The sequence below is a fragment of the Gimesia fumaroli genome (assembly GCF_007754425.1).
Taxonomy (GTDB): Bacteria; Planctomycetota; Planctomycetia; order Planctomycetales; family Planctomycetaceae; genus Gimesia; species Gimesia fumaroli.
On record NZ_CP037452.1, the window covers coordinates 5,447,026 to 5,467,907 of the forward strand.

The following is a 20,882-nucleotide window of genomic DNA, read 5'->3' on the forward strand; positions in this document are numbered from 1 at the left end:
GTCTGGAGACTTTTCTAATGAATCAACGCACGCATTATCATCCGAATCTGATCTACTCAGAAGGGACGCAGATCGTCACGGTGAAAGACATCATCGGCCCGAATGGGCGCACGCTGCATCCCCGGGGTGCGGTGGGAGTCATCGTACGTTCGCCCCGCGACCTGGATCACTCCTATCGAGTGAAGTTTCCGGACGGCGTGGAAGAAGCGTTGAAGGCGGATGAACTCACGTTGCTGGCCAGTTTTAAAGAGGGCGAGATCGGCAACAGCGAGATCAACGCACATCGCAGTGATCTGTTCGAACGCGTCATTTTCAAGTGTATCATCGGCTCACGCGCCTTTGGTCTGGAAGACGAGAACTCTGACACCGATTATCGCGGCATCTATCTGCCGCCGGCGGAATTGCAGTGGTCGCTGTATGGAGTGCCGGAACAACTGGATTGTCATGAGACACAGGAGACCTACTGGGAACTGCAGAAGTTTCTGGTGCTGGCGCTCAAGGCGAACCCGAACGTGCTGGAATGTCTCTACACTCCCCTGGTCGAGAAGATCACCCCTCTCGGTCAGGAACTGCTGGACATGCGGGAAATCTTTCTGACGCGGATTGTCTATCAGACCTATAACGGCTATGTGATGTCTCAGTTCAAGAAGATGCAGACCGACATTAAAAATCAGGGAAAAGTCAAATGGAAACATGTGATGCATCTGATTCGGCTGCTGATTTCCGGGATCACACTCCTGCGCGAAGGTTACGTGGTTGTCGACGCCGGTCCTTACCGGGAACAATTACTGGCAATTAAACGGGGTGAAGTCCCCTGGAATGAAACCGAGAAATGGCGGAAGAGCCTGCATCAAGAGTTTGAGCAGGCACAGGCAGAAACCAAACTGCCGGACCGTCCCGACTATGAAAAAGCGAACGAATATTTAATCAAAGCCCGCCGACTGGCGACGCTGGAAGAACTGCCATGAACCTTGATCCTCGATTACAAAACCAGGTCGAACAACATCCGTATCCGCTGCTGTTTGCAACAATCAGCGGTTCGCATATTTACGGCTTCCCTTCTCCTGATTCCGACTACGATCTCAGGGGCATCCACATTCTGCCTCTGGAAACGGTCATTGGATTGAAAGGGGGACAGGAAACTGTAGAGCGTTCGCGCATCGTCGAGGGGATGGAGATTGATCTCGTCACTCATGATGTCGGCAAGTTCTTTCAGCTGATGCTCAAGAAGAACGGCTATGTGCTGGAGCAATTACTCTCGCCCCTGGTCGTGCATGCGACACCCGAATACGAAGAGTTGAAGGCACTTGCTCCCGACTGTGTGACGAAATATCACGCGTACCATTATCTCGGTTTTGCGGCGACACAGTGGAAACTGTTTCAGAAAGAGGATCCGCCGCGGGTCAAGCCGCTGTTGTATGTCTATCGAGTGCTGCTCACAGGGTTGCATCTGATGCGGACCGGCGAGGTCGAACCGAATCTGATCACCTTAAATGAATCAGCCGGTTTGTCCTATATTCCGGAATTGATCGAACGCAAACTTCACGGGGCAGAACAGTCAACACTGGATGCCGCCGACATGGAATTTCATGGACGCGAATATCAGCGACTCGTGGGGGAACTGGAGCAGGCGATGGAGACAACCAGTCTGCCTGAGAAGCCCCGCGCCACGGAGGCGTTGAATGATCTGCTGGTACGAATTCGTCTGGCAAGTATCAATGATTGATCAAGATAATATCATCATTGACTTTCTGAGAACGGGAAAGCTGGGACCACTCAAGCTGGGCATGAGCCGTACGCAGGTGATTGAAGCGATTGATATTCCTGACGCTGAGGGGTACCAGCGCAGAAAAGATCCACAAAACAACTGTGTTCTGCTCTATGGGGAAACGGATAAAGTCAATCTTCAATTAGCAATCCATCAGGGTAAGCTGACTGGTATCTGGTTGTATTTTTATGGCAATGATAATCTCTCATCTCTCCCTAATTGGATGACAATGAAATCATGGCTTTTAACAGGATCCTCGTCCATCAATCATTTTTTTTCAATCGCCGATCAAACCGGCCTCGCCTGGCGACTCGATCAATCATTGACTGATGAAGACCAGACAACTCTCTTACTTTCGCGGACAAATCTCAAGCTGATATGGGATTTTGATCTAAATTCCCTGTATGCCATTATGCTAACCAGCTATCAGTAGAATTCATTTCAGGTTCCATTGAGCTACTCATCGCCCCTTTGTGAAATTAACATGAATTTTAATTTTTCCAGACACTATTTTGAGCACAGGAGACTCATTATAAGTACAATTGTTTAAAAACAGGACAGAGTTCCACCACAGGCTTATTATCGATGTGTCCCCAAACAGGATTCGAACACATGAGGAATTTCAGATTCTTCTTACTCGCTGTGTGTTGTTACGCTTGTTACTTGCTAGCACCAATAATTTTAATCGCCGAAAATCCAGACAAAGCCAAGGTGCAATACGGCTTAAAATTTGACGGCAAGGACAGCTATGTCACACTGCCACACGTCAATTTTTCTGAATGGAACGCGTTTACGGTTGAAGCTTGGGTCAAGGACTGGAGCGGCAGAATCTGCTGTGAGGGAGTTGAGGGAGATCCGGAAAACAGCCTGTGGATCTCGATTCGTGCGAACAGGCACTCGACCGGTTGGGAAAGTGATAACGGCACGAATTATTCAGCCCCCGTTGATCCCAATTCCGAAGCAGGCTGGGACCACGTGGCACTGGTGTATGATGGAAACGAGCAGGCGATTTACCTGAATGGCAAACTCGTCCACAAGATGACCGCACCGAAGCCAGGGCCCTTTAATCCCGAACGGAAACTTTTTCTGGGCGCTCAGGAAAAATGGAAAGAGACGCAAACCAAACCTGCCGGACTGTTCGGAAAAGGCACAATGCGGATGTTTCAGATTTCCAAAGTCGCTCGATATGACAAAGAATTTGAACCGGCAGAATCCAATAAGGCAGACGAGAACACAGTCGTCTTATTTGATTTCCTGAAACCGGACAAAACCAAATTGCTTGACAGCTCTAACAACAAACAAAACGGAATCATCCACAGTGCCCAGTGGGTTACTGTGCTGACGGATTAGATCCGGTCTCTGCATTGGAGTCCGGACACGCTTTCAATGTCACCATTTCGGGGCCGCAACAGCCTGATTGGGCATAGAGTTCATCCTTCGCGTCGGCTTCGAGGACCACGAAGACTTCCCATTTATGTCCATCGGGATCAACGGCCCAGACCTTGTCCTGCACCGCGTAACAACAGGTGGTCGCTTCTTCCGTAATCGTTTTGATCCCGGCTGCCTTGAAGCGATCCATGGCAGCATGCACTTCCGCCACCGACTTGACCTGAATGCCAAAATGCGCTGAACCGCCTTCGACGGTCACATCGCCATCGACCTCATTGAGAGTCAGATTGACCGAAGGATCGACGGGTTCATATTTGGCATAGCGGGGGCGTTCCTTACTCGGCTTAACGCCCAGCAGGATCTCGTAAAACGGTTTTGACTGTTCCAGATTGGAAACGTTGAGTGCCACATGCAGGCGATACTGGCCGGGAAATTCGACGGCGGATTCCTGATTCATTGTCTTCTCCTTATTATTCATGATTACTCATTCAATTCTATTTTTAAGCGGATTCATCAGCTAAAAACGTTTGTATTTTTGTTTTGATTTCATCGCGAACGCGGCGGAATGTTTTCATTTTTTCTGCATCAGAGCCCGTCGCATCCGCAGGATCATCAAAGGGCCAGTGCAGTGTCAGCGTGGCGCCCGTGAAGACCGGGCACGATTCTTTGGCGTTGTCGCAAACGGTGACGACGATATCGAACTTCTCATCGGTAAACTGGTCGAGTGACTTGCTGGTATTCTCTGACAGATCGATGTCCAGCTCACGCATTGCTTCAATCGCCAGCGGATGCACGTAGCCAGAGGGTTTGGAGCCGGCCGAGTCTGCCTGCCATTCACCAGCGCCCAGCGTTTCCCAGAGTTCTTCCGCCATCTGCGAACGACATGAATTTCCTGTACATAAAACTAAAACACGTTTCATTTCTTGAATACCTTTTTTATAAAAGATGATTACTGACTGGCTACAGCAGATTCCAAAGCCAGTTTAGCTATGCTGAGTTTATAACAACTTTCGAATTGAACACACAGCTGACACGCTTCCCACTGATCATTATTAATCTCAATCGAACGATCAGAGTGCACTGGAAGTACACTCCCTTCTGGCTTTTTCATCCAGACGGTGAATACTTTGCCTACGTTCGGTATGTTATCTTTCAAATGCAGGCTGTCGGGGAACATGTTTCCATGGCAGCCTTTTTGCTTTTCATTTTGCATGATTGTCACTCATTTACAGAAACAGTCGTCGTTGATTTTGTCTCAGAGACATCGGTACTCGTCTGATGTGGAAACCAGTTTTGAGTCCTGACACAAAATCGGACGAGCATCAGCATTAAAGGAACTTCGATTAAGACACCTACGACCGTTGCCAATGCAGCTCCCGACGAGAGTCCATACAGCATCGTTGCTGTCGCGATGGCGACTTCGAAGTGGTTCGACGCACCGATCATGGCCGTGGGAGCGGCACTTTCGTAGGTCAATCCCAGCGCTTTTGAAAGCAGATATCCCAGTGCGAAAATCGCAACAGTCTGGATAAACAGTGGGATCGCAATCCAGAGAATCGTCATGGGATTACTGAGAATCGTTTCTCCTTTAAATGAGAACAGCAGAATCAAGGTTACTAACAATGCCACAATCGTAACCGGTGTTAGTACGTGGAGAAATTTCTCTCGAAACCATGTTTCCCCTTTACTGGCGATCAGCCATTTACGGGAAAAGAACCCTGCCACCAGAGGCAGAGCCACATAAACACCAATCGAAAGCAGCAATGCCTGCCAGGGAACTGGCAATTTTCCCACTCCCAACAGAAAGCCTCCCAGGACGCCGTACAACACCAGCATCGTCAGAGAATTAATGGCGACCATTACCAATGTAAGCCCATTACTTCCTTTTGCCAGATACCCCCAAACTAGCACCATGGCTGTACAGGGTGCGATCCCCAGTAGAATGCAGCCGGCCAGATAGCTTCGCCAGAGGGGAACTTCCAGCATTTTCACGCCATCCACGAGCACCACTTTCCCGGCGCCGTATTCAACACCGACCGCCAGGTCGGCACCAAAGGGCAATTTGACATAGTCGACCGCCTCGGGGCCAATGAATGACAGAAACAGAGTCCCCAGAAAAAAGTTGGCGATCGCATACATCGTGAATGGTTTGACGGCCCAGTTGATAAATAGCGTCAGTCCCACGGGTCGAACTGATTTCCCCGCTTTCAAGACCTCGGCAAAATCAATTTTCACCATGATGGGATACATCATGAAAAACAGACAGACGGCAATCGGAATCGAAACAACGGGCGCATCATTTACATAGATCGCCATCCGATCGAGAGTCTGAGCCACACCCGGTGCGACTTTACCTAATACAATCCCGACGAGAATACAAAGTCCAACCCACAAGGTTAGATAACGTTCAAAAAAACCCATGCTTTTGGTTTCGATCGCCGAGCAATCACTGGCTGCACTCATCGTCGTTTTACTCCTTTGTCTCTAATTGAACATCAATCGCGGAAGACTTGTTATTTTGAATAACCCACTCCTGTATTCGTGCCTCTATCTGGTCTCTCACCGAACGAAATTTCATGAGCTGCTCAAGTTCATCACCATTAAAGTCAACCGGATCTTCAATTCTCCAGGATTCCGTAAGAAGTGAGAAAGGCCACACGTGCGGACAGGAATTTTCCGCTTTCTCACAGACAAAAATCACCCATTTGGGACTTGTTTTTCCCAGATATTCAGGGAGTGATTTCGACCGATGTCCTGTAAGATCAATGCCAATCTCGTCCATTACCTGGATCGTCAATGGATGAACTCCCTGGGATTTAACCCGGCACTATGAACATCATATTGATCTCCTGCATGCTGCCTTAAAAAAGCTTCCGCCATCTGACTGCGGGCAGAATTACCAGTGCAAAGAAACAAAACCATGGATTTACTCATTAATGGTCCTCTTAAATTGACATCCATTTCGCGCTCTGAACATAACAGGGTCGACATCGAGATTCCGTTTGTATCACCAGAGGGACAGTCTAAAAACGACATGAATTTTTCCCCTCTCTTCATAAGCTGTCAGCTTAATATCATGTATTTCCGAGTGATAAGTTTTCCTCAAATCAACCTGACCTTCCGCTTCAGAAAGAATGCGGTACCTACCGCCGATCTGTTTGCCTAACCATGTTCGATATTCTTTCCAGCTCTGGCCTGTGTCGATGGTCCATTCTGAAGTTCTGCTCCATTCTTTTGTAGTGATTTGGGGTACTGTCGCTTCCGTATCAGCGGGTAAAAGTAATTCGTAATTCTGAGTCAGCAACTTATTGAAATTGCTTTGGGTGTATGTTGATCTCATCCAAAAAAACAATAGCGACAGAATGAATACAAAAAAAATCGTAAGGGTGGTTTGACGCATTGGTCAATGCCCCCCTTCACTCGAGCAACCCAGAACCCCAATTAGAATCAATGTCAGAACCATCAGTAGTCCACCAATGAAACAAATCCTCGCATTCAACTCGGATGTAATAACCAGGCTGTTATAAAAAAAGCACCTGCTGCTGATGCTATTCCAATGAGACTCTGGAATAAGCGTTTCATCGAAAACCTAATACATTCCATATTGGCAATATAGCCATACAACCATTAAAAAAATTATTCTACAGACTGTTTACGCCCCTCGAGATCGGCCAGGAGTACCGTTTCCATACACGAGAAAAACCCGTCCAGGCAGCCACAGGTCACACGGTAGTAGCTGAGAGTCCCCTCCTTCCGAGAATCGATCAGGCCGACTTCCTTGAGGATGGCTAGATGCTTGGAAACAGTCGATTGATCTGCGCCGACTTTCTCCGTTAAGTCGTTAACGCACATCTCCTGCTTCTGGAGCAGATCCAGCATCAGCAGCCGGCTCGGATGTGCCATCGCTTTGGCAATCTTCGCGCGGGCTTCATATTGTTTGCGTGTTTTTTCTTTCATGGCAATACCGCCATAATACCATATCGTTATTTTCTGTCAACCGTCTGAATACAAATTGGCTGCCCACTGGAAAAAAAACGCGTTCTCAATCTGGACTCTCTTGCCCCCTGATATCCGATTATCTTATCCCTATATATATTTATGACTTACATCTCACAACTGACCATCAACAGTAAATTAGTTTCTTGAAAACCAACCCTTTTATGGATATTGACATCCACTTTCGACTCGCTACACTGGCACAAAACCGGACCCACCAGTCCTGTTTTGTTTATGAAATTGGTACCCGTATTCAATCTGACAAAAGGAAATGAAAGACATGTTGAAAATTGTGACAGCGCTTGGCACAACAGTTCTGCTTCTGACATTGGCTGTAAGTAACTTTGTTGCCGCTGAGACGCCGCAGGAAATTAAACAGGCCGGGCCTTCAAAGGCGGCACTTGAACGAACCCGGAAAACAGTGAGGATGCTGGATGACATTTACAAGTCGTCTATTGTGCTCATCACCGACAAATATGTGAACGATGAAAACGACTATCCGGCCGGCAGCGCATTCGTGGCTCTCTTTAAGTCCATGGATAAAAAGGGCTACCACAAAGTCCGCCTGATCGATTTGACAGGCGAACCTTATGAGGCGGAAAATGTCGCCAATGATGACTTCGAAAAACAGGGAGCAAAGCAGTTACTTGCCGGAAAAGCCCTTGTCGAGCAGATCATTGAAAAAGACGGAAAACCCTATCTGCGCACGATGACCCCGGTTCCCGTTGTCATGCAGAAGTGCGTCATGTGTCATCCGCATTATGCAGACGCGAAAAAAGGAGCTGCTATCGGGGCCATGAGCTACACGCTACCGATTGAATAATCGTCACTTGATGCTGAATCACATCAAATATCAACCTTAGCATGGAGAACTGGCTGTCGTGAATAAACTCTGGATTGGTTTTGCCTCGGTGATTGGAGTTTCATTTCTGGTCCTCGGCTGGATCGGAACCCGCATTTATCAAGAAATGCCGCCGATTCCCAAAAGTGTTGTAACGACCGACAGCCAGATTCTCATTGCTGACAACGATATTTCCGCCGGCCAGAATGTCTGGCAGTCTCTGGGTGGGATGGAAGTTGGGTCCGTCTGGGGGCATGGCAGCTACGTTGCTCCCGACTGGACCGCAGACTGGCTGCATCGGGAAGCCGTCTTCATTCTCGATCGCTGGTCGCAAACCGATTTTAAAAAGGAATTCAAAGATCTCATAAAAGAACAGCAGGCGCAACTGACGGCCCGTTTAACAAAATTGATGCGGACCAATACATATGATCCTGAAACCGGCATCGTCACCGTTGACCCGGTGCGTGCTGAAGCGTTTCAGTCTAACTTAGCCCATTACACCGAGGTATTCTCTGCTGGAAATCCCGATTACGCGATCCCAGCAGGCGCCGTCACCGATCCGGATCGTCTGCACAAGCTATCTGCATTCTTCTTCTGGACAGCATGGGCGGCTTCTACAAATCGACCGGATGACGTGACCAGCTACACCAACAACTGGCCTCACGAAACCCTGGTCGGCAATCGCCCCACTGGTGATAACATCGTCTGGACCGGAGTCAGCATTATCATGCTGCTTGCAGGAATTTCTGCGATGGCCTGGTGGTACGCTTCGAAGCGCGGCGAAGAAGAAAAGGACCTCACAATTCCGGAATCCGATCCGCTGGCCCTATGGGAGGCAACTCCGTCACAACGGGCCACAATTAAATACTTCTGGATTGTGGCGGCTTTAATACTAGTGCAGATGTTATTAGGCGTCATCACTGCGCACTACGGAGTCGAGGGAGACGGATTTTATGGTTTCCCACTCTCCAAATGGCTGCCCTATAGTGTAACCCGAACCTGGCACATTCAAATTGGCCTGTTCTGGATCGCGACGGCGTGGCTGGCGGCGGGATTATTCATCGGACCGCTGGTAAGTAACCACGAACCCAAGGGACAAACACTCGGCGTGAATGTGTTATTTGGCGCATTGCTGCTGGTGGTCGTTGGTTCTCTTGCCGGCGAGTGGTTGAGTATCAATAACAAAATGAGTGACACGGTCGCATTTTACTTTGGACATCAGGGATACGAATATGTAGATCTGGGACGAGTGTGGCAGATTGGTCTAATGGTCGGACTCCTGTTGTGGCTGGCTTTAATGATCCGCGTATTGCTTCCCGCGCTGCGACAGACAGGACAACAAAGGCATCTTGTCGCGTTGCTGGCTGTTTCTACCGGAGCGATCGCGTTGTTCTATGGTGCCGGTCTGACCTGGGGGCAGCATTCACATCTCACAATGGTGGAATACTGGCGCTGGTGGGTGGTTCACTTGTGGGTCGAAGGGTTCTTTGAAGTTTTCGCGACCACAGTCATCGCGTTCACATTCATGCGTCTCAATTTGATTCGCCCTAAAGTCGCGGCAGGTGCGGCACTCCTCTCGGCAACAATATTTCTGTCGGGCGGGATTATCGGTACCTGTCACCATTTGTATTTCTCGGGAACACCAACCGTGGCACTGGCGTGGGGATCTGTCTTCAGTGCATTAGAGGTGGTACCTCTGGTGCTGATCGGATTTGATGCCACGGAAGACCTGCGGCGGTCGAGAACATCAAAATGGGTCCAGAAGTATAAATGGCCGATTTACTTCTTCGTCGCGGTCGCATTCTGGAACATGATCGGCGCCGGCTTGTTTGGCTTTATGATCAATCCTCCAATCGCACTGTATTACATGCAGGGACTTAACACCACGCCGCTCCATGGGCATGCTGCACTATTCGGTGTATATGGAATGTTGGGAATCGGGTTGATGCTGCTGTGTCTGCGTGTACTGATTCCCGGCAAGGAATGGAAAGAAGGTATCCTGCGTTTCTCATTCTGGTCACTCAATATCGGATTGATGGCGATGTGTATCTTGAGTCTGCTGCCGGTCGGGCTGCTACAGACGAAAGCTTCCGTTGAACAGGGATACTGGTATGCCCGGAGTAGTGAATTTATGCAGGGGGACCTGATGCAGACGTTGCGCTGGATGCGTGTGCCTGGCGACACGATCTTTTTTCTGGGGGCAGTGGCGCTGGTAATCTTCATCGCGGGGTTAAAAACCGGCCACTCCTTTCGAAGAACAGAGTAACCTAGCCGTTAAGAAGCAGGTTCGTCAAAAACGCTTTCAAGACAGGAACATGACTCCGCTGGGGGTCCTTAATTGCCGTCAGCAGAGTGATCGTCGGCTGCTTCCACTCAGCGACAATCTCTTTCAGCTCCGCCCGTTGATCGCGGAGTTCACTTTGATAGCGTCTCACAAATTCGTCATAGTCGGAGGGATCTGCGTGAAACCACTTGCGCAGTTCGTTGGAAGGAGCGAACTCTTTCAGCCACAAGTCGACCTGGGCGACTGCTTTCGACATGCCACGCGGCCAGAGACGATCGACGAGCACCCGGTATCCATCATCAGGACTTGGATCTTCATAAATACGTTTGATGCGGATCTCTGTCGACATTGAGGTGCCTCGATGAATAGTCGCTTACGCGTCGGGCACTTCCAGGCGGCAGCAGCCGAAGTCGAGATGCTGTTTGCCTGCTTCACTGACGGCGGAAACATCTGGATGCAGACTGTAAACGACGAAGCGGCCTTCTTTGCGTTTGACGACCAGCCCTGCGTGATACAGGATGCCGAGATGGTGTGAGATATTAACGACTTCTTCTTCGAGCTGCTCTGCGGTCTGACTGACCGTTCGCTCGCCGTCACGCAGCAGATCAATGATGCGCAGCCGAATCGGCTCGCCCAACGCTTTTAATTTCTCTGCACAAAAGTCGGATTGGAGCCGATCTTTCGACATATTTACCCCACCACCCAAAATCAGAACTCTCCCCTGTTTTCAAGCGAATCGGATTGTCTCGACAACCGGCACATGCGGGGAATATAGGGCTGATTGTAACAAAAAGTTCATGCAGGGACAGCTTCGGAAATTCGTCATTGCCGTTTTCAGGGACTTTTCTTTGTGTATCCTGGTGAAGTTTGACATTAACTCCACAGAAATCCAGCACATCGCGATAAAGAAATAGAGTAAAACAGACTTACCAATTCCCATTTTGGCACCATAATGAATTGGATAAATTTAATTCTAACACGGACTCAAAACGATGACCTGGCTGGAATGGTACAATACGCTTTCAAAACCGGGCTGGACTCCCACTCCAGGGACGATCAGCCTGATCTGGCAGATTTTGTATCCGATCATTATCGTTTCCTTTGGTTATGTCTTTGTGCAAACCGGACGCGGCAAGCTCACGAATGCCACTGCGGTCCCCTTTGCGATCAACCTGGTCGCCAATCTCTGTTTCACGCCGATCCTGTTCGGCATGAGAAATCTGCCACTGGCAACGCTGGACATTCTGATCGTCTGGTCAACCATCGTCTGGATGATGGTCAAGGTCTGGCCACGAGTCCGTTGGGTCGCGATTGCTCAGCTGCCTTATTTCGTCTGGGTTTCAATCGCCTCAGTATTGCAGATCAGTATTTTCTGGATGAATCGGGGAGTCTGAAGTTTGTCTCAGCAGAAAACGCCCACATCATCGATCCGACTGGGACTCTGCTGCCAGTTTCAGGATGAGCCGATCAAGTTTCGCAATACCACGGTCAAAGCCAATAAAAACCTGGATCGCCCGGCAGCGCTCGAGAAACTGGCTCAACTCTGTCAGGAAAATGCACGGTCGCTACAAGCGGCGCTGGAATATTGTGTGCAACACGACATTGGTTGCTTCCGCATCAACAGCCAGATTCTCCCATTGAAAACGCATGCTGAATGTGGATATCAGATGCGCGATCTCCCGGGTGGAAAAGCGATCGTCAAACGGTTTCAACAGTGCGGAGACTATGTGCGAAAACATGGCCTGCGCACCTGCTTTCACCCCGATCAGTTCGTGGTGCTGAATTCGCCGCGTGAAGAGGTCGTGGAACGGTCGATTGCCGAACTGGAATATCAGGCCGAGGTCGCAGAGTGGGTGGGCGCGGACGTCCTCAACATTCATGGCGGCGGAGCGTATGGCGACAAGCCAGCGGCACTCAAACGGTTCCAGCAAAATCTGAAACGTCTGTCGAAGCGGGTTCGCAGCCGGCTGACTGTCGAAAATGACGATACGACGTATACGCCATCTGATCTATTACCACTCTGTCATAAAACCGGACTTCCACTGGTTTACGATGTGCATCACCACCGCTGTTTACGCGACGAATTGTCGATCGAGGAAGCAACAGAGCAGGCGTTAGCCACCTGGAACCGGGAACCTCTGTTCCACCTCTCCAGCCCCAAAGAGGGTTGGGAGGGCAAGAATCCCAAGCCCCATCACGATTTCATCGACGTCAAAGATTTCCCCCGCCACTGGGAAGACCGGGAACTCACTGTCGAAGTGGAAGCCAAAGCGAAAGAACAGGCCGTTCAAAAGCTGAGCCGGGCACTCCAGCGACGTCGACGCTGAGGAATCACTTTCTGATCCAGAACCCCAGGCTGATCAGAAAGATCACCCATTCCCCCAATGCCAGCGAATAGGTTGAGGATTCGATGCCGTCAAACAGAAAAAAGCCGAGGGTACGAAATAACACCAGGCAGCCATGCAGCACCAGGCAGATGAAAAGTGCATACACGGTCGCCTCTTTCTGGTAGAGGGGCCAGAGAAATGCAATCCCCAGCGCCAGTTCCAGCCCGCCATAGACAGTCAGAAACTCGGACTGCCCGGAACCCGGCTTCAGAGTAAACCCGACCGTCCGCGACGTCGATTCCGGCGCGAACGAACACCAGAGTGCCAGGATGATATAGAGACTACCTACTGCAGCCAGAAAGAGTCGTGCCATCATTGATTCGACCTTGTTTGATTAACTGACTCGATAGACGTTCGCTGGATTCCATCCCGGGTTTGTTTTCTGATATGCCTGAACCATGCGTACCGCAAGCAAGGCGGAACGTGTGGTTCTGCCCAATTTGACAGCGAGTTCACCGAAGCTGCCGCGCCAGCCCGTGCCCAGAATTGCTTCTGATTGAAGATATTCATCTGATACTTTTGTGTAAGCGGTCATGCTGCACTACTCCTTTTTCAATTTGAAAGAGATCAAACGAGCTTAATGCTTTTAAAGCTCAGCAAGATCAGATCTTACTAAATCCTATTCCGCTTCCAGAAAACGACAACCCCTCTCAATTTGAGGAACTCCGATTATTATTTCGGAATTTTCGTAAGTTTTTTCCAATACCTTATTGATTGACCGACCAGATTGATTGAAATCGCGATCGGCTGGCATTACATCGGATGCCAAACGAGTTCATTTATATCTTCCTGGACCACTTACGTTCCTAAAATAATTTTCTTGATCTGATTCTTTATTTCGAAATTACAAGTAACATGACCGACAATATCTTCTCCCCAGGGCCCACGCCGGATTCCGTGAAGGCCGCCGACGGTACGATTCATACAGTTCCCGCGGGCTGGGCTTTGCTGCTTCCCGGTGATGCTGGTCTGACGCGGCGGGTGAAATCAGCAGGTGATTTCTGGATCGTGCAGGAGAAAAAAGGGCGGCGGACCTTTTCAAAAGGCGTCTGGGCGCCCTCAGAAACGATCAAACGGATTCGTGCGGATCTAGAAGCCGAGCGTTCGACCGACGCGTATGCGAAGAAACAGGCGGCAGCAGCACAACGCCGCGAAAAAGTTCAGGCGGAATACGTAGAGGATTTCTTTGGTTCCGTGCTGGCATTTCTGGACTTTCACCCCGCACACGTCGACTTGGCACAACAGATGGCACGCGCGATCACAGATCATGCCACGCCGGTTGGAAGCGGTACGGTGGCCCGTACAAAACGGATTCCCGTTGAACAGCGGGCGGAAGCAGCCGTAATTGCCTGGATGCGGCATCAGACAACCGCCTATGATGAAATGGCCATTCCACGTGTGAAAGGGAAACGGCGGGAAGTGCGGCGGATGCTGGCCCGACGTTCGAAGGAGCTCTTAAACGCTTACCGCAGTTCGTCTGCGGCCTCGTCAGACTGTCCCCTGCAGCGTGCCCTTGCACTGAACGAAGCCAATGGTTTACAGTGAAGGAAGTCAGGCACTCTTTCTGTGCAGGCAACTCAAAAGTGAGATCGACTGCCGGTGTTTTTCAGGTCTAGCAAGGGGAGCAGTGAAGATGAGTCAAAAACAACTGATCGAAACAGCCTATGCGATGGTAGCAGACGACAAAGGCCTGCTGGCGATGGACGAGAGCATGCCTACCTGCCACAAGCGATTTGCGAAGCTCGGAATTCCAGAGACCGAAGAGTACCGACGCGCTTACCGGGAGCTGCTAGTGACGACTCCCGGCTTGAATGAATCGATCAGCGGGGCAATTCTGTTCGATGAAACGATCCGCCAAAAGACACAAGAGGGCACGCCTTTCGTTCAGGTTCTGCAAGAAGCGGGCATCATTCCCGGCATCAAAGTCGACAAAAGCACCAAACCTCTGGCCGGTCACCCGGGTGAAAAAATTACAGAAGGTCTGGACGGTCTGCGGGAACGATTAGAAGAATATGTTCAATTAGGCGCCCGGTTTGCGAAATGGCGCGCGGTGATCACGATTGGCGAAGGAATCCCAAGTCAAGGCTGTCTGGAAGCCAACGCCCATCTGCTCGCACGGTATGCGGCCCTGTGTCAGGAAGCAGGGCTCGTCCCGATTGTCGAGCCGGAAGTATTGATGGACGGGGCTCATTCACTGCAACGCTGTTACGACGTGACCGAGCAGACGCTGCGCATGGTTTTCGCACAGTTGGCGGCCCAACGCGTACTACTGGAAGGCATGATCTTGAAGCCAAATATGGTTGTGCCAGGTCTGGAATGTCCCAAGCAAAATTCGGTCGATGATGTTGCGGATGCAACGGTCACCTGTTTCCGGCGCACTGTGCCCGCGGCTGTTCCCGGCGTGGCCTTTTTATCCGGCGGTCAATCGAGTGAACTCGCTTCGGAACGGCTGAATGCGATGAACGTGAAATACAAGTCACGGGTTCCCTGGGCCTTGGCGTACTCGTTTGCACGGGCCATTCAACAACCTGGCATGAGCATCTGGGCCGGCGATCCGGCAAACGTGGAAACGGCTCAGAAGTCGATTGCTCATCGCGCGAAATGCAATCGAGATGCCCGCCGCGGCGAATATAGTAGCGCGATGGAAGAGGCATCGGCTTAAATGCCGAGACAAAGTGAGAGTAAGGAGAATCAGCGAAGTGAAAATCGGTCGGTATCGTCATTATAAAGGGAACGACTATCTCGTCATTGGAGTCGCCCGCCACAGTGAAACAGAGGAAGAAATGGTGGTCTACAGCCCCGATTACGGTCAGAAAGGCCTCTGGGTTCGCCCCAAAATCATGTTTCTGGAAAAAGTTGAGGTCGATGGACGCGAAGTAGCCCGATTTCAATATATCGGCCCTGAATAAACGGGACAGCTTCCCCTATTCGTCCTCTGCTTCCGCCCAGATGCGCACAGCACCATCGGGGTCAACGTGCACGTGAATCACATTCGGGTGACAGCAGACCGGGCAATCCTCGACATATTCCTGTTCGGTGCCTTCGGTCAAATCAACGGGAATGACGATTTCTTCTCCGCAAGCATCACAGAGATAAGTGGCTTCATCCTGCATTTCTTTTACCTTTCTCAATCATCAACTTTGACAGGCTTGGATTTCAGATATCCATATCCACACGAACTCACCGCTCACGACTTTGAAGTGTCGATAAAAGTGGACGACTCTGGTTGCTTCATTCTACCATATTCGGTCTGCTGCATGTAGAATCATTTTGAATTCAATCAGAACTTATCTTTTCATCTTCAACCGAGAGAACCACCATGATTCTGCGGGTCATGCAAATATTCATTCCGGATAGCAACCATGAGAATCTGGATGATCTGCTGGAAGGACGAGAAGTTCTCGGCCGCTGGCGGGATACAGACTCTGACCAACTGGTACTGCACCTGTTGGTTCCAGCCGAGGAAACAGAGCCGATCATGGATCGGTTTGAACAGGCATACGGAGACACGAAAGGGTTTCACGTGCTCCTGTTTCCGGTGGAAGCGGTGTTGCCCCGCTTGAAACCGGAGCCAGATGAAGAAGAAGAGGAAGCAGACAAACCAAAAGAGAAGAATAACGGCAAGGAACGTATCAGCCGCGAGGAACTCTATTCGAATGTCAGCGAGGGGCTGGGCGTCACCCGGGTCTTTATGGGGCTGGTGATGCTCTCGGTCGTTGTGGCGGGAGTGGGGTTACTGCGAGATGATGTCGCCGTAATAATTGGAGCGATGGTGATCGCCCCTCTGCTGGGACCGAATGTGGCGATGGCGCTGGCAGTGACCTTAGGCGATTTTGACCTGCTGCGCAGCGCATTGAAAACCAATATTGCCGGTTCGGGAACCGCCTTTGCCTTATCGATCGTCGGTGGTTTTTTATTCGTGGTCGACCCGGAAATCCCCTCGATTGCCTCACGCACCGGAGTCGATATCGGCGATATCCTGCTGGCGTTAGCCGCGGGTTGTGCCGGAACGCTGGCGTTCACGCAAGGCCTCTCGGGAGCGGTGATTGGGGTGATGGTGGCTGTCGCGCTGGTACCGCCGCTGGTCGCATGCGGCATGCTGCTCGGCAATGGGTCCTATACATTAGCCGGAGGAGCGTTTCTACTCACCGTCACAAACCTGATCTGCATCAATCTGGCCGGCGTCGCAACATTTCTGCTGCAGGGAGTTCGACCTCGCAGCTGGTGGGAAGTCGAACGGGCGCGAAAAGCCACGATTCAGTCGATGCTCATCTGGATTGGGCTCTTACTGATTCTGGGACTGGTACTTTGGTTGAACCACGATTGAATCATAAAGAAGTCTGAGACCTGTTAGCGCTGTTTCTATCTAAATGGATGGATTGCTGTTAAAATGCGCCACTATATCTCTGTCTGAGTTTGATTCTACGCGCAGCATCATGGCCGTGGAACTGTCAGAGAATTCAATTTAACATCCCCCCCTCGCGGAGAATCGCCAAATGGCTAAAAATAAACAGCAGAAAAAGAAAGATCGAGAAAAACGGGTCGCTAAGAAAAAGCACCTGGAGGACATGAAAAAAAAGACGCAGGAGAAAACCGACCAGGAATCTAAAAAATCGATCCCCGCGCGTTCTAAAATCATGCAGTCGGCGGTTCCCCAGACAAATAACGTCGTAAATGCAAATAAGAAAAGCACGTTTACTCAGCGGCGAACGGGTGGCTGATCTATCCGTCAATGGTTCTCAATACATCAATTTTAAAAGGAACCAATGTGATGAAGTTGATCAAAAAAACATTGAAATCGAAAGCTTCTTCCGCTGTGATCCTGATCCGGCTGCTGGTGGGACTGGTGTTTCTCTCGGAAGGGATTCAGAAGTTTCTGTATCCCGAGATCCGTGGCGCCGGTCGTTTTGTGAAGATCGGTTTACCGGAACCGGAGTTCCTCTCCTATTTCGTCGCCAGTTTTGAAATCGTATGTGGCGTACTGATTGTACTGGGACTGCTAACCCGGCTGGCGGTGCTGCCGACGATTACGATTATGCTGGTCGCGATATTCTCGACCAAAATCCCCATGCTGTCTGAAGAAGGTTTCTGGTCCATGGCACACGCTGCGAGAACTGATTTCTCAATGCTGCTGGGCTCGCTGTATCTGTTGATTGTGGGAGCCGGGCCACTCTCGATTGACGCCATCCTGTCATGGAAGAAGAGACCCAAAAAGCAATCTGCCGATGCGTGAAGTACTTTCTCAATTGTTATGGACCGGCAACGCGCGGGACGCCCGCGATCAATTCGCGGCAGTCTAAGAGGGGTTGGCCAACCGGCCCATGAAATGGATCAACCGGGTTTGTCGATCGCGGATCAGAAACAGAAATGGATGATCGGCTCGAAATTCTTTCGGCGGTTCTTCATCCCTGGCACAGCCCCCCGCCATGATCACCCCTGTCACGCCTGCGGCTTCGGTCCCTTTTTCGTTCACTTCAACAAACGCTTTATGCAAAATGGCACCGATAAACAGGCCTTCCGGATCATCAGACATATTAGAAAAGTCGGCATAGTCTCGTGAAAAAGGCCTCTGCATCCCCAGGGACTGTAACTGCTGATCCAGGTCCATTGAAGCTTCGACGCGAAATCGGGGGAGGCTCACATTGACCTCATGACTGCGCGTTTTCATCCATTTTTGCAAAGTGGCTGAATGGAGCTGACTTTCAATCGCAGGCAATCCGTCTGGTTCGCGAGGCAATAAAATGTTCATGACGAAATCACTCCCGCCGCCGGGAATTTCTTCGTGTTCCATGTAAGAAAATCCGTCTTCGCTCTCGACGAGCCGGGTCGTATATTCATGCCGTCGGTAGGGAAGTTCCAGCACCTGCATTTCTTCATCTTCACCGTAACCAAACGAATTCGTCTGATGCATCAGCGGGACGATCGTTTCCTCGCTCCGGGATAGTTGAAACGATTGTTCTTTTGTCGCCTCCGGTTGAAACTCATCTTCCCAGCCGCCTAGAAAATAGATGGCGTTGGTCAGCACCAGCCGCGTTAATTCATTAAATTGAAGAGGCGAGACCAAGCTGTCGATTTTTCCGTTGGTCTGCTTCGTAACCCAGGCATTGATCTGGCTGGCTGTCTCACCGGGGGCATTCTGAAAATCGACCGTTTCCAAACCGGCTGCATAATAGTGTTCTGTCGTTTTCAAATACTCGGGCAGAAAGTGATAACCAGCTTGTCCCCAGAGTCGATTGGCGACGTTCAATTCCACGCCACCGGTTCTGGTCTCTGTACGCAAACGTCGAAACGCTTCGTGGACACGCGCTGGCTCCAGAGAGAACCCGAGTGTTTCCTGCATTTCGCGCGCCGTTTCTCCCTTAGCTCCAGCGAGTGTCATCGCCAGTGCCATTGAAATGCTGCCTGGCGAAAAGAAGAGATTCCCTTCGCTTTCCCCGGCTAATTTCGAGAACAGTTCACAGGCAAACTGATTGCAGTCGTTGACTGTCGTCTGCACATCCTGTTTGCTCTGTGCTTCGGTTGTCTGGTCCGTCATCGTTTACTCTTCCAGCGGCTCGCCTTTGAGGATTTTCTGCATATTATGACGGAGACTCTCACTCGGTTCTACTTCGACTGCCTGTTTTAATGGCTCAAATGTAGATGCGACTTCACCCCAGGTCGCCAGGGCCGCCACCGCCATGTTTCGGATGCGCACCACAGGACTTTTCAATCCCGTAGCAATTAAAGTAGCGCCGTGCCCCGGAAAACGACGCAGTTCCTGCAGAATACAATCGAGACAGGAATGCTGCACAAATTCCGCACCGATGCCGAGCGTTTCGTCTGCGCCGCTGGCGATCTGCTCAAGATCCAGAACCTGTTCGGCGAAATCCAACACTTGTGAGATGTACGTTTCATCACAGGCCAGCATGACATGGAACCAGCGACTGGAATCGTGAGGTTGTTCCTGGAGACGTTTCCACTGATAATTCCAGGTCGGCAACTTGAGCACGCGGGCAACCTGATCGGCTGCATAAAATTCCTGCTCAACCGGACTCTTAAGCGATGTTCGAACACGGTCTGGCCATTCAGGTCGTTCCAGAATCTCATTGCAAATCGCCAGGAGTCCCTCGCAACGCTGCGCTGTCCAACCTCGTTCCGAACGCGATTCCCAGTCAGCTTCCTCATTTTTCAAAAACTGCTGGATCGAACAGACGTGCAGAAAATCAGCCAAACTTTCAGCAGACGAATCGATGTGATTCAAAAACAAATCGACCACAATCGCGCCGTCGTCATAGTCGTCCATATCTTCCGCGGGACCACCGTTGATCAGTGCTTCAATGAGTTCCCCCGCCGATGTAAGCAGTTCACAATCGACGTGCGGCTCACTCAGCGCAGCAAGCAACCCGCCTGTGGTGGCACAGGTGAAGGCCAGGTATTCATATAACACGGAGTTGCGGTAGCCTTCGCGAAGCAGCCAGTTTTTGATTTCGCTGTTTTCGGTTTCTGCCAGCCGTTCTACAACGTGAATTCGTCCCCAGCCATCAACGTTGCGTGCCAGTTCCCACAAGGCTAAATCAGTTTTGTCAGCTGTGTTCCCGAGTGCAACCGCGCAATAAAGTGTGAACTCATCGTGTCGCCCCAGCGTTTGAAACAAAGGCGTATTTTCAGCAACCTGATAGAGTCCGAGAATCGCGATACCGAATTTGACCGTTTCGCGATCCGGCGTTTCTGTCATGAACGAATAAGCCAGTTCGTAAAGTCGCTCATGGTTGAGTTTCTGCTCGTCTAACAGACTCGCGATCACGGCATCAATCATCGAAACGATACTCTCGTTGACAATGTGCTGATATAACGCATATTTATTGGCGGCAGTCGGCTGATCACAATAACTCAGCAGCAGTGATACAGTTTTTTGAACCTGCTCCTGAGCGTTGCCGTTCCCGCCATGATGCGTCATCACGCCATCCAGGGCACCGGCGGCCCACCGGAGTTCTTCCCCCTCGTTGATGCGTGCTTCATCGGGCAGTTGATATCCCGCTTCCGTTAATCCAATCTGATCCGGATTAATGTGCGCGCAGATATGCTCATAGATTGAAGGCCGAGCATCCCACGGCATCGTGTCAGGCGTGTCGCCCGATTCAAAGTCTTTTTTTCCAAACAATTGATTGAAGAATCCCATCCTCTCTGGTTCGTCCTCTTGAAAACCACACTCATCAATAATACCAGCGTCATTTTAGA

General features: G+C 50.5%; 29 protein-coding genes. 14 read left to right on the plus strand and 15 right to left on the minus strand.

The window, feature by feature from the left end:
• The first annotated feature begins 17 nt into the window (after positions 1–17).
• The 4 genes from Enr17x_RS20725 to Enr17x_RS20740 all read left to right on the plus strand — a co-directional run bounded on the left by Enr17x_RS20725 (position 18) and on the right by Enr17x_RS20740 (position 3,118).
• On the plus strand, positions 18–968 hold the full coding sequence (locus tag Enr17x_RS20725) for a nucleotidyltransferase domain-containing protein (protein WP_145311613.1): 951 nt from the start codon (positions 18–20) through the stop codon (positions 966–968).
• Positions 965–1,726 carry a nucleotidyltransferase domain-containing protein gene (locus tag Enr17x_RS20730; protein WP_145311614.1) on the plus strand — a complete coding sequence of 254 codons (762 nt, stop codon included), beginning with the start codon at positions 965–967 and terminating at the stop codon, positions 1,724–1,726. The genes Enr17x_RS20725 and Enr17x_RS20730 overlap by 4 nt, the downstream gene beginning before the upstream one ends.
• Positions 1,719–2,201: a hypothetical protein gene (locus tag Enr17x_RS20735; protein ID WP_145311615.1), complete on the plus strand. Its 483-nt coding sequence runs from the start codon at positions 1,719–1,721 to the stop codon at positions 2,199–2,201. The genes Enr17x_RS20730 and Enr17x_RS20735 overlap by 8 nt, the downstream gene beginning before the upstream one ends.
• Before the next feature lie 179 nt (positions 2,202–2,380).
• The gene (locus Enr17x_RS20740; RefSeq protein ID WP_198000709.1) at positions 2,381–3,118 is read left to right on the plus strand and encodes a LamG domain-containing protein; all 738 of its coding nucleotides are present in this window, start codon (positions 2,381–2,383) and stop codon (positions 3,116–3,118) included.
• Here Enr17x_RS20740 and Enr17x_RS20745 read toward each other — a convergent pair.
• The 8 genes from Enr17x_RS20745 to Enr17x_RS20775 all read right to left on the minus strand — a co-directional run bounded on the left by Enr17x_RS20745 (position 3,099) and on the right by Enr17x_RS20775 (position 7,114).
• Positions 3,099–3,614, minus strand: coding sequence for an ArsI/CadI family heavy metal resistance metalloenzyme (locus tag Enr17x_RS20745; protein WP_145311617.1), 516 nt, complete (start codon positions 3,612–3,614; stop codon positions 3,099–3,101). The genes Enr17x_RS20740 and Enr17x_RS20745 overlap by 20 nt on opposite strands.
• A 43-nt stretch (positions 3,615–3,657) precedes the next feature.
• Positions 3,658–4,077: an arsenate reductase ArsC gene (locus tag Enr17x_RS20750; RefSeq protein ID WP_145311618.1), complete on the minus strand. Its 420-nt coding sequence runs from the start codon at positions 4,075–4,077 to the stop codon at positions 3,658–3,660.
• 29 nt (positions 4,078–4,106) lie between these two features.
• Positions 4,107–4,370, minus strand: a complete 264-nt coding sequence (locus Enr17x_RS20755) for a hypothetical protein (protein ID WP_145311619.1) — start codon at positions 4,368–4,370, stop codon at positions 4,107–4,109.
• Positions 4,371–4,375: 5 nt separating this feature from the next.
• Positions 4,376–5,620: an ACR3 family arsenite efflux transporter gene (gene arsB, locus Enr17x_RS20760; protein WP_145311620.1), complete on the minus strand. Its 1,245-nt coding sequence runs from the start codon at positions 5,618–5,620 to the stop codon at positions 4,376–4,378.
• Positions 5,621–5,627: 7 nt separating this feature from the next.
• Positions 5,628–5,939, minus strand: coding sequence for a low molecular weight phosphatase family protein (locus Enr17x_RS20765; protein ID WP_261343525.1), 312 nt, complete (start codon positions 5,937–5,939; stop codon positions 5,628–5,630).
• Between the two features lie 11 nt (positions 5,940–5,950).
• Positions 5,951–6,214 carry an arsenate reductase/protein-tyrosine-phosphatase family protein gene (locus tag Enr17x_RS30410; protein ID WP_390622497.1) on the minus strand — a complete coding sequence of 88 codons (264 nt, stop codon included), beginning with the start codon at positions 6,212–6,214 and terminating at the stop codon, positions 5,951–5,953.
• On the minus strand, positions 6,165–6,557 hold the full coding sequence (locus Enr17x_RS20770; RefSeq protein ID WP_145311621.1) for a hypothetical protein: 393 nt from the start codon (positions 6,555–6,557) through the stop codon (positions 6,165–6,167). Before Enr17x_RS20770 ends, Enr17x_RS30410 begins: the two co-directional genes overlap by 50 nt.
• Before the next feature lie 236 nt (positions 6,558–6,793).
• The gene (locus Enr17x_RS20775; RefSeq protein ID WP_145311622.1) at positions 6,794–7,114 is read right to left on the minus strand and encodes an ArsR/SmtB family transcription factor; all 321 of its coding nucleotides are present in this window, start codon (positions 7,112–7,114) and stop codon (positions 6,794–6,796) included.
• A gap of 319 nt (positions 7,115–7,433) precedes the next feature.
• Between Enr17x_RS20775 and Enr17x_RS20780 the strand changes: the two genes are divergently transcribed.
• Positions 7,434–7,976 (plus strand): c-type heme family protein, encoded by a 543-nt coding sequence (locus Enr17x_RS20780; RefSeq protein WP_198000711.1) that lies wholly within the window; start codon positions 7,434–7,436, stop codon positions 7,974–7,976.
• A 58-nt stretch (positions 7,977–8,034) separates the two neighbouring features.
• A complete protein-coding gene (locus Enr17x_RS20785) occupies positions 8,035–10,260 on the plus strand; it encodes a nitric-oxide reductase large subunit (RefSeq protein ID WP_145311624.1) in 2,226 nt (741 codons plus the stop codon).
• Position 10,261: 1 nt separating this feature from the next.
• On the opposite strand, the gene Enr17x_RS20790 is transcribed toward Enr17x_RS20785, so the two are convergent.
• Both Enr17x_RS20790 and Enr17x_RS20795 read right to left on the minus strand, forming a co-directional pair.
• The gene (locus tag Enr17x_RS20790; protein WP_145311625.1) at positions 10,262–10,627 is read right to left on the minus strand and encodes a DUF488 domain-containing protein; all 366 of its coding nucleotides are present in this window, start codon (positions 10,625–10,627) and stop codon (positions 10,262–10,264) included.
• Positions 10,628–10,651: 24 nt separating this feature from the next.
• Positions 10,652–10,966 carry an ArsR/SmtB family transcription factor gene (locus tag Enr17x_RS20795; RefSeq protein ID WP_145219324.1) on the minus strand — a complete coding sequence of 105 codons (315 nt, stop codon included), beginning with the start codon at positions 10,964–10,966 and terminating at the stop codon, positions 10,652–10,654.
• Positions 10,967–11,270: 304 nt separating this feature from the next.
• Here Enr17x_RS20795 and Enr17x_RS20800 point away from each other — a divergent pair, with 304 nt between their 5' ends.
• Positions 11,271–11,672, plus strand: a complete 402-nt coding sequence (locus tag Enr17x_RS20800; protein WP_145311626.1) for a TspO/MBR family protein — start codon at positions 11,271–11,273, stop codon at positions 11,670–11,672.
• Between the two features lie 3 nt (positions 11,673–11,675).
• Positions 11,676–12,605 (plus strand): UV DNA damage repair endonuclease UvsE, encoded by a 930-nt coding sequence (gene uvsE / locus Enr17x_RS20805; RefSeq protein ID WP_145311627.1) that lies wholly within the window; start codon positions 11,676–11,678, stop codon positions 12,603–12,605.
• Positions 12,606–12,609: 4 nt separating this feature from the next.
• Here the strand turns inward: uvsE and Enr17x_RS20810 are convergent, their stop codons facing one another.
• Together Enr17x_RS20810 and Enr17x_RS20815 are read right to left on the minus strand one after the other, a co-directional pair.
• The gene (locus Enr17x_RS20810; RefSeq protein ID WP_232100796.1) at positions 12,610–12,981 is read right to left on the minus strand and encodes a hypothetical protein; all 372 of its coding nucleotides are present in this window, start codon (positions 12,979–12,981) and stop codon (positions 12,610–12,612) included.
• 18 nt (positions 12,982–12,999) lie between these two features.
• Positions 13,000–13,200: a hypothetical protein gene (locus Enr17x_RS20815; protein WP_145311628.1), complete on the minus strand. Its 201-nt coding sequence runs from the start codon at positions 13,198–13,200 to the stop codon at positions 13,000–13,002.
• A gap of 320 nt (positions 13,201–13,520) precedes the next feature.
• Between Enr17x_RS20815 and Enr17x_RS20820 the strand changes: the two genes are divergently transcribed.
• The 3 genes from Enr17x_RS20820 to Enr17x_RS20830 all read left to right on the plus strand — a co-directional run bounded on the left by Enr17x_RS20820 (position 13,521) and on the right by Enr17x_RS20830 (position 15,574).
• Entirely contained in the window at positions 13,521–14,210 is a 690-nt protein-coding gene (locus tag Enr17x_RS20820; RefSeq protein WP_145311629.1) for a DUF2293 domain-containing protein, read from the plus strand.
• 88 nt (positions 14,211–14,298) lie between these two features.
• Positions 14,299–15,327, plus strand: coding sequence for a class I fructose-bisphosphate aldolase (locus Enr17x_RS20825; protein WP_145311630.1), 1,029 nt, complete (start codon positions 14,299–14,301; stop codon positions 15,325–15,327).
• 37 nt (positions 15,328–15,364) lie between these two features.
• Complete coding sequence (locus Enr17x_RS20830) at positions 15,365–15,574, plus strand: DUF1653 domain-containing protein (RefSeq protein ID WP_198000712.1); 210 nt, start codon at positions 15,365–15,367, stop codon at positions 15,572–15,574.
• Between the two features lie 15 nt (positions 15,575–15,589).
• Here the strand turns inward: Enr17x_RS20830 and Enr17x_RS20835 are convergent, their stop codons facing one another.
• A complete protein-coding gene (locus Enr17x_RS20835) occupies positions 15,590–15,778 on the minus strand; it encodes a CPXCG motif-containing cysteine-rich protein (protein ID WP_145311632.1) in 189 nt (62 codons plus the stop codon).
• Between the two features lie 206 nt (positions 15,779–15,984).
• On the opposite strand from Enr17x_RS20835, the gene Enr17x_RS20840 reads away from it, so the two are divergent.
• The 3 genes from Enr17x_RS20840 to Enr17x_RS20850 all read left to right on the plus strand — a co-directional run bounded on the left by Enr17x_RS20840 (position 15,985) and on the right by Enr17x_RS20850 (position 17,898).
• The gene (locus Enr17x_RS20840; protein ID WP_145311633.1) at positions 15,985–16,992 is read left to right on the plus strand and encodes a TIGR00341 family protein; all 1,008 of its coding nucleotides are present in this window, start codon (positions 15,985–15,987) and stop codon (positions 16,990–16,992) included.
• 169 nt (positions 16,993–17,161) lie between these two features.
• Entirely contained in the window at positions 17,162–17,386 is a 225-nt protein-coding gene (locus tag Enr17x_RS20845; protein ID WP_145311634.1) for a hypothetical protein, read from the plus strand.
• A 50-nt stretch (positions 17,387–17,436) separates the two neighbouring features.
• Positions 17,437–17,898 (plus strand): DoxX family protein, encoded by a 462-nt coding sequence (locus tag Enr17x_RS20850; RefSeq protein ID WP_145311635.1) that lies wholly within the window; start codon positions 17,437–17,439, stop codon positions 17,896–17,898.
• A 63-nt stretch (positions 17,899–17,961) separates the two neighbouring features.
• Here Enr17x_RS20850 and Enr17x_RS20855 read toward each other — a convergent pair whose 3' ends face one another.
• Positions 17,962–19,200 carry a serpin family protein gene (locus Enr17x_RS20855; protein WP_145311636.1) on the minus strand — a complete coding sequence of 413 codons (1,239 nt, stop codon included), beginning with the start codon at positions 19,198–19,200 and terminating at the stop codon, positions 17,962–17,964.
• A gap of 3 nt (positions 19,201–19,203) precedes the next feature.
• Positions 19,204–20,823, minus strand: coding sequence for a hypothetical protein (locus tag Enr17x_RS20860; protein WP_145311637.1), 1,620 nt, complete (start codon positions 20,821–20,823; stop codon positions 19,204–19,206).
• Positions 20,824–20,882: the final 59 nt, after the last annotated feature.

Excerpts from the sequence above, each read along its gene's own strand:
- Enr17x_RS20820 (WP_145311629.1), top strand. The coding sequence starts at position 13,521 with ATGACCGACAATATCTTCTCCCCAGGGCCCACGCCGGATTCCGTGAAG.
- Enr17x_RS20815 (WP_145311628.1), bottom strand. The coding sequence starts at position 13,200 with ATGACCGCTTACACAAAAGTATCAGATGAATATCTTCAATCAGAAGCA.
- Enr17x_RS20835 (WP_145311632.1), bottom strand. The coding sequence starts at position 15,778 with ATGCAGGATGAAGCCACTTATCTCTGTGATGCTTGCGGAGAAGAAATC.
- Enr17x_RS20840 (WP_145311633.1), top strand. The coding sequence starts at position 15,985 with ATGATTCTGCGGGTCATGCAAATATTCATTCCGGATAGCAACCATGAG.
- Enr17x_RS20745 (WP_145311617.1), bottom strand. The coding sequence starts at position 3,614 with ATGAATCAGGAATCCGCCGTCGAATTTCCCGGCCAGTATCGCCTGCAT.
- Enr17x_RS20730 (WP_145311614.1), top strand. The coding sequence starts at position 965 with ATGAACCTTGATCCTCGATTACAAAACCAGGTCGAACAACATCCGTAT.
- Enr17x_RS20725 (WP_145311613.1), top strand. The coding sequence starts at position 18 with ATGAATCAACGCACGCATTATCATCCGAATCTGATCTACTCAGAAGGG.
- Enr17x_RS20800 (WP_145311626.1), top strand. The coding sequence starts at position 11,271 with ATGACCTGGCTGGAATGGTACAATACGCTTTCAAAACCGGGCTGGACT.
- Enr17x_RS20850 (WP_145311635.1), top strand. The coding sequence starts at position 17,437 with ATGAAGTTGATCAAAAAAACATTGAAATCGAAAGCTTCTTCCGCTGTG.
- Enr17x_RS20775 (WP_145311622.1), bottom strand. The coding sequence starts at position 7,114 with ATGAAAGAAAAAACACGCAAACAATATGAAGCCCGCGCGAAGATTGCC.
- Enr17x_RS20780 (WP_198000711.1), top strand. The coding sequence starts at position 7,434 with ATGTTGAAAATTGTGACAGCGCTTGGCACAACAGTTCTGCTTCTGACA.
- arsB (WP_145311620.1), bottom strand. The coding sequence starts at position 5,620 with ATGAGTGCAGCCAGTGATTGCTCGGCGATCGAAACCAAAAGCATGGGT.
- Enr17x_RS20795 (WP_145219324.1), bottom strand. The coding sequence starts at position 10,966 with ATGTCGAAAGATCGGCTCCAATCCGACTTTTGTGCAGAGAAATTAAAA.
- Enr17x_RS20740 (WP_198000709.1), top strand. The coding sequence starts at position 2,381 with ATGAGGAATTTCAGATTCTTCTTACTCGCTGTGTGTTGTTACGCTTGT.
- Enr17x_RS20755 (WP_145311619.1), bottom strand. The coding sequence starts at position 4,370 with ATGCAAAATGAAAAGCAAAAAGGCTGCCATGGAAACATGTTCCCCGAC.
- Enr17x_RS30410 (WP_390622497.1), bottom strand. The coding sequence starts at position 6,214 with ATGAAGAGAGGGGAAAAATTCATGTCGTTTTTAGACTGTCCCTCTGGT.
- Enr17x_RS20770 (WP_145311621.1), bottom strand. The coding sequence starts at position 6,557 with ATGCGTCAAACCACCCTTACGATTTTTTTTGTATTCATTCTGTCGCTA.
- Enr17x_RS20750 (WP_145311618.1), bottom strand. The coding sequence starts at position 4,077 with ATGAAACGTGTTTTAGTTTTATGTACAGGAAATTCATGTCGTTCGCAG.
- Enr17x_RS20735 (WP_145311615.1), top strand. The coding sequence starts at position 1,719 with ATGATTGATCAAGATAATATCATCATTGACTTTCTGAGAACGGGAAAG.
- Enr17x_RS20825 (WP_145311630.1), top strand. The coding sequence starts at position 14,299 with ATGAGTCAAAAACAACTGATCGAAACAGCCTATGCGATGGTAGCAGAC.
- Enr17x_RS20855 (WP_145311636.1), bottom strand. The coding sequence starts at position 19,200 with ATGACGGACCAGACAACCGAAGCACAGAGCAAACAGGATGTGCAGACG.
- Enr17x_RS20790 (WP_145311625.1), bottom strand. The coding sequence starts at position 10,627 with ATGTCGACAGAGATCCGCATCAAACGTATTTATGAAGATCCAAGTCCT.
- Enr17x_RS20860 (WP_145311637.1), bottom strand. The coding sequence starts at position 20,823 with ATGGGATTCTTCAATCAATTGTTTGGAAAAAAAGACTTTGAATCGGGC.
- Enr17x_RS20810 (WP_232100796.1), bottom strand. The coding sequence starts at position 12,981 with ATGATGGCACGACTCTTTCTGGCTGCAGTAGGTAGTCTCTATATCATC.
- Enr17x_RS20765 (WP_261343525.1), bottom strand. The coding sequence starts at position 5,939 with ATGGACGAGATTGGCATTGATCTTACAGGACATCGGTCGAAATCACTC.
- Enr17x_RS20845 (WP_145311634.1), top strand. The coding sequence starts at position 17,162 with ATGGCTAAAAATAAACAGCAGAAAAAGAAAGATCGAGAAAAACGGGTC.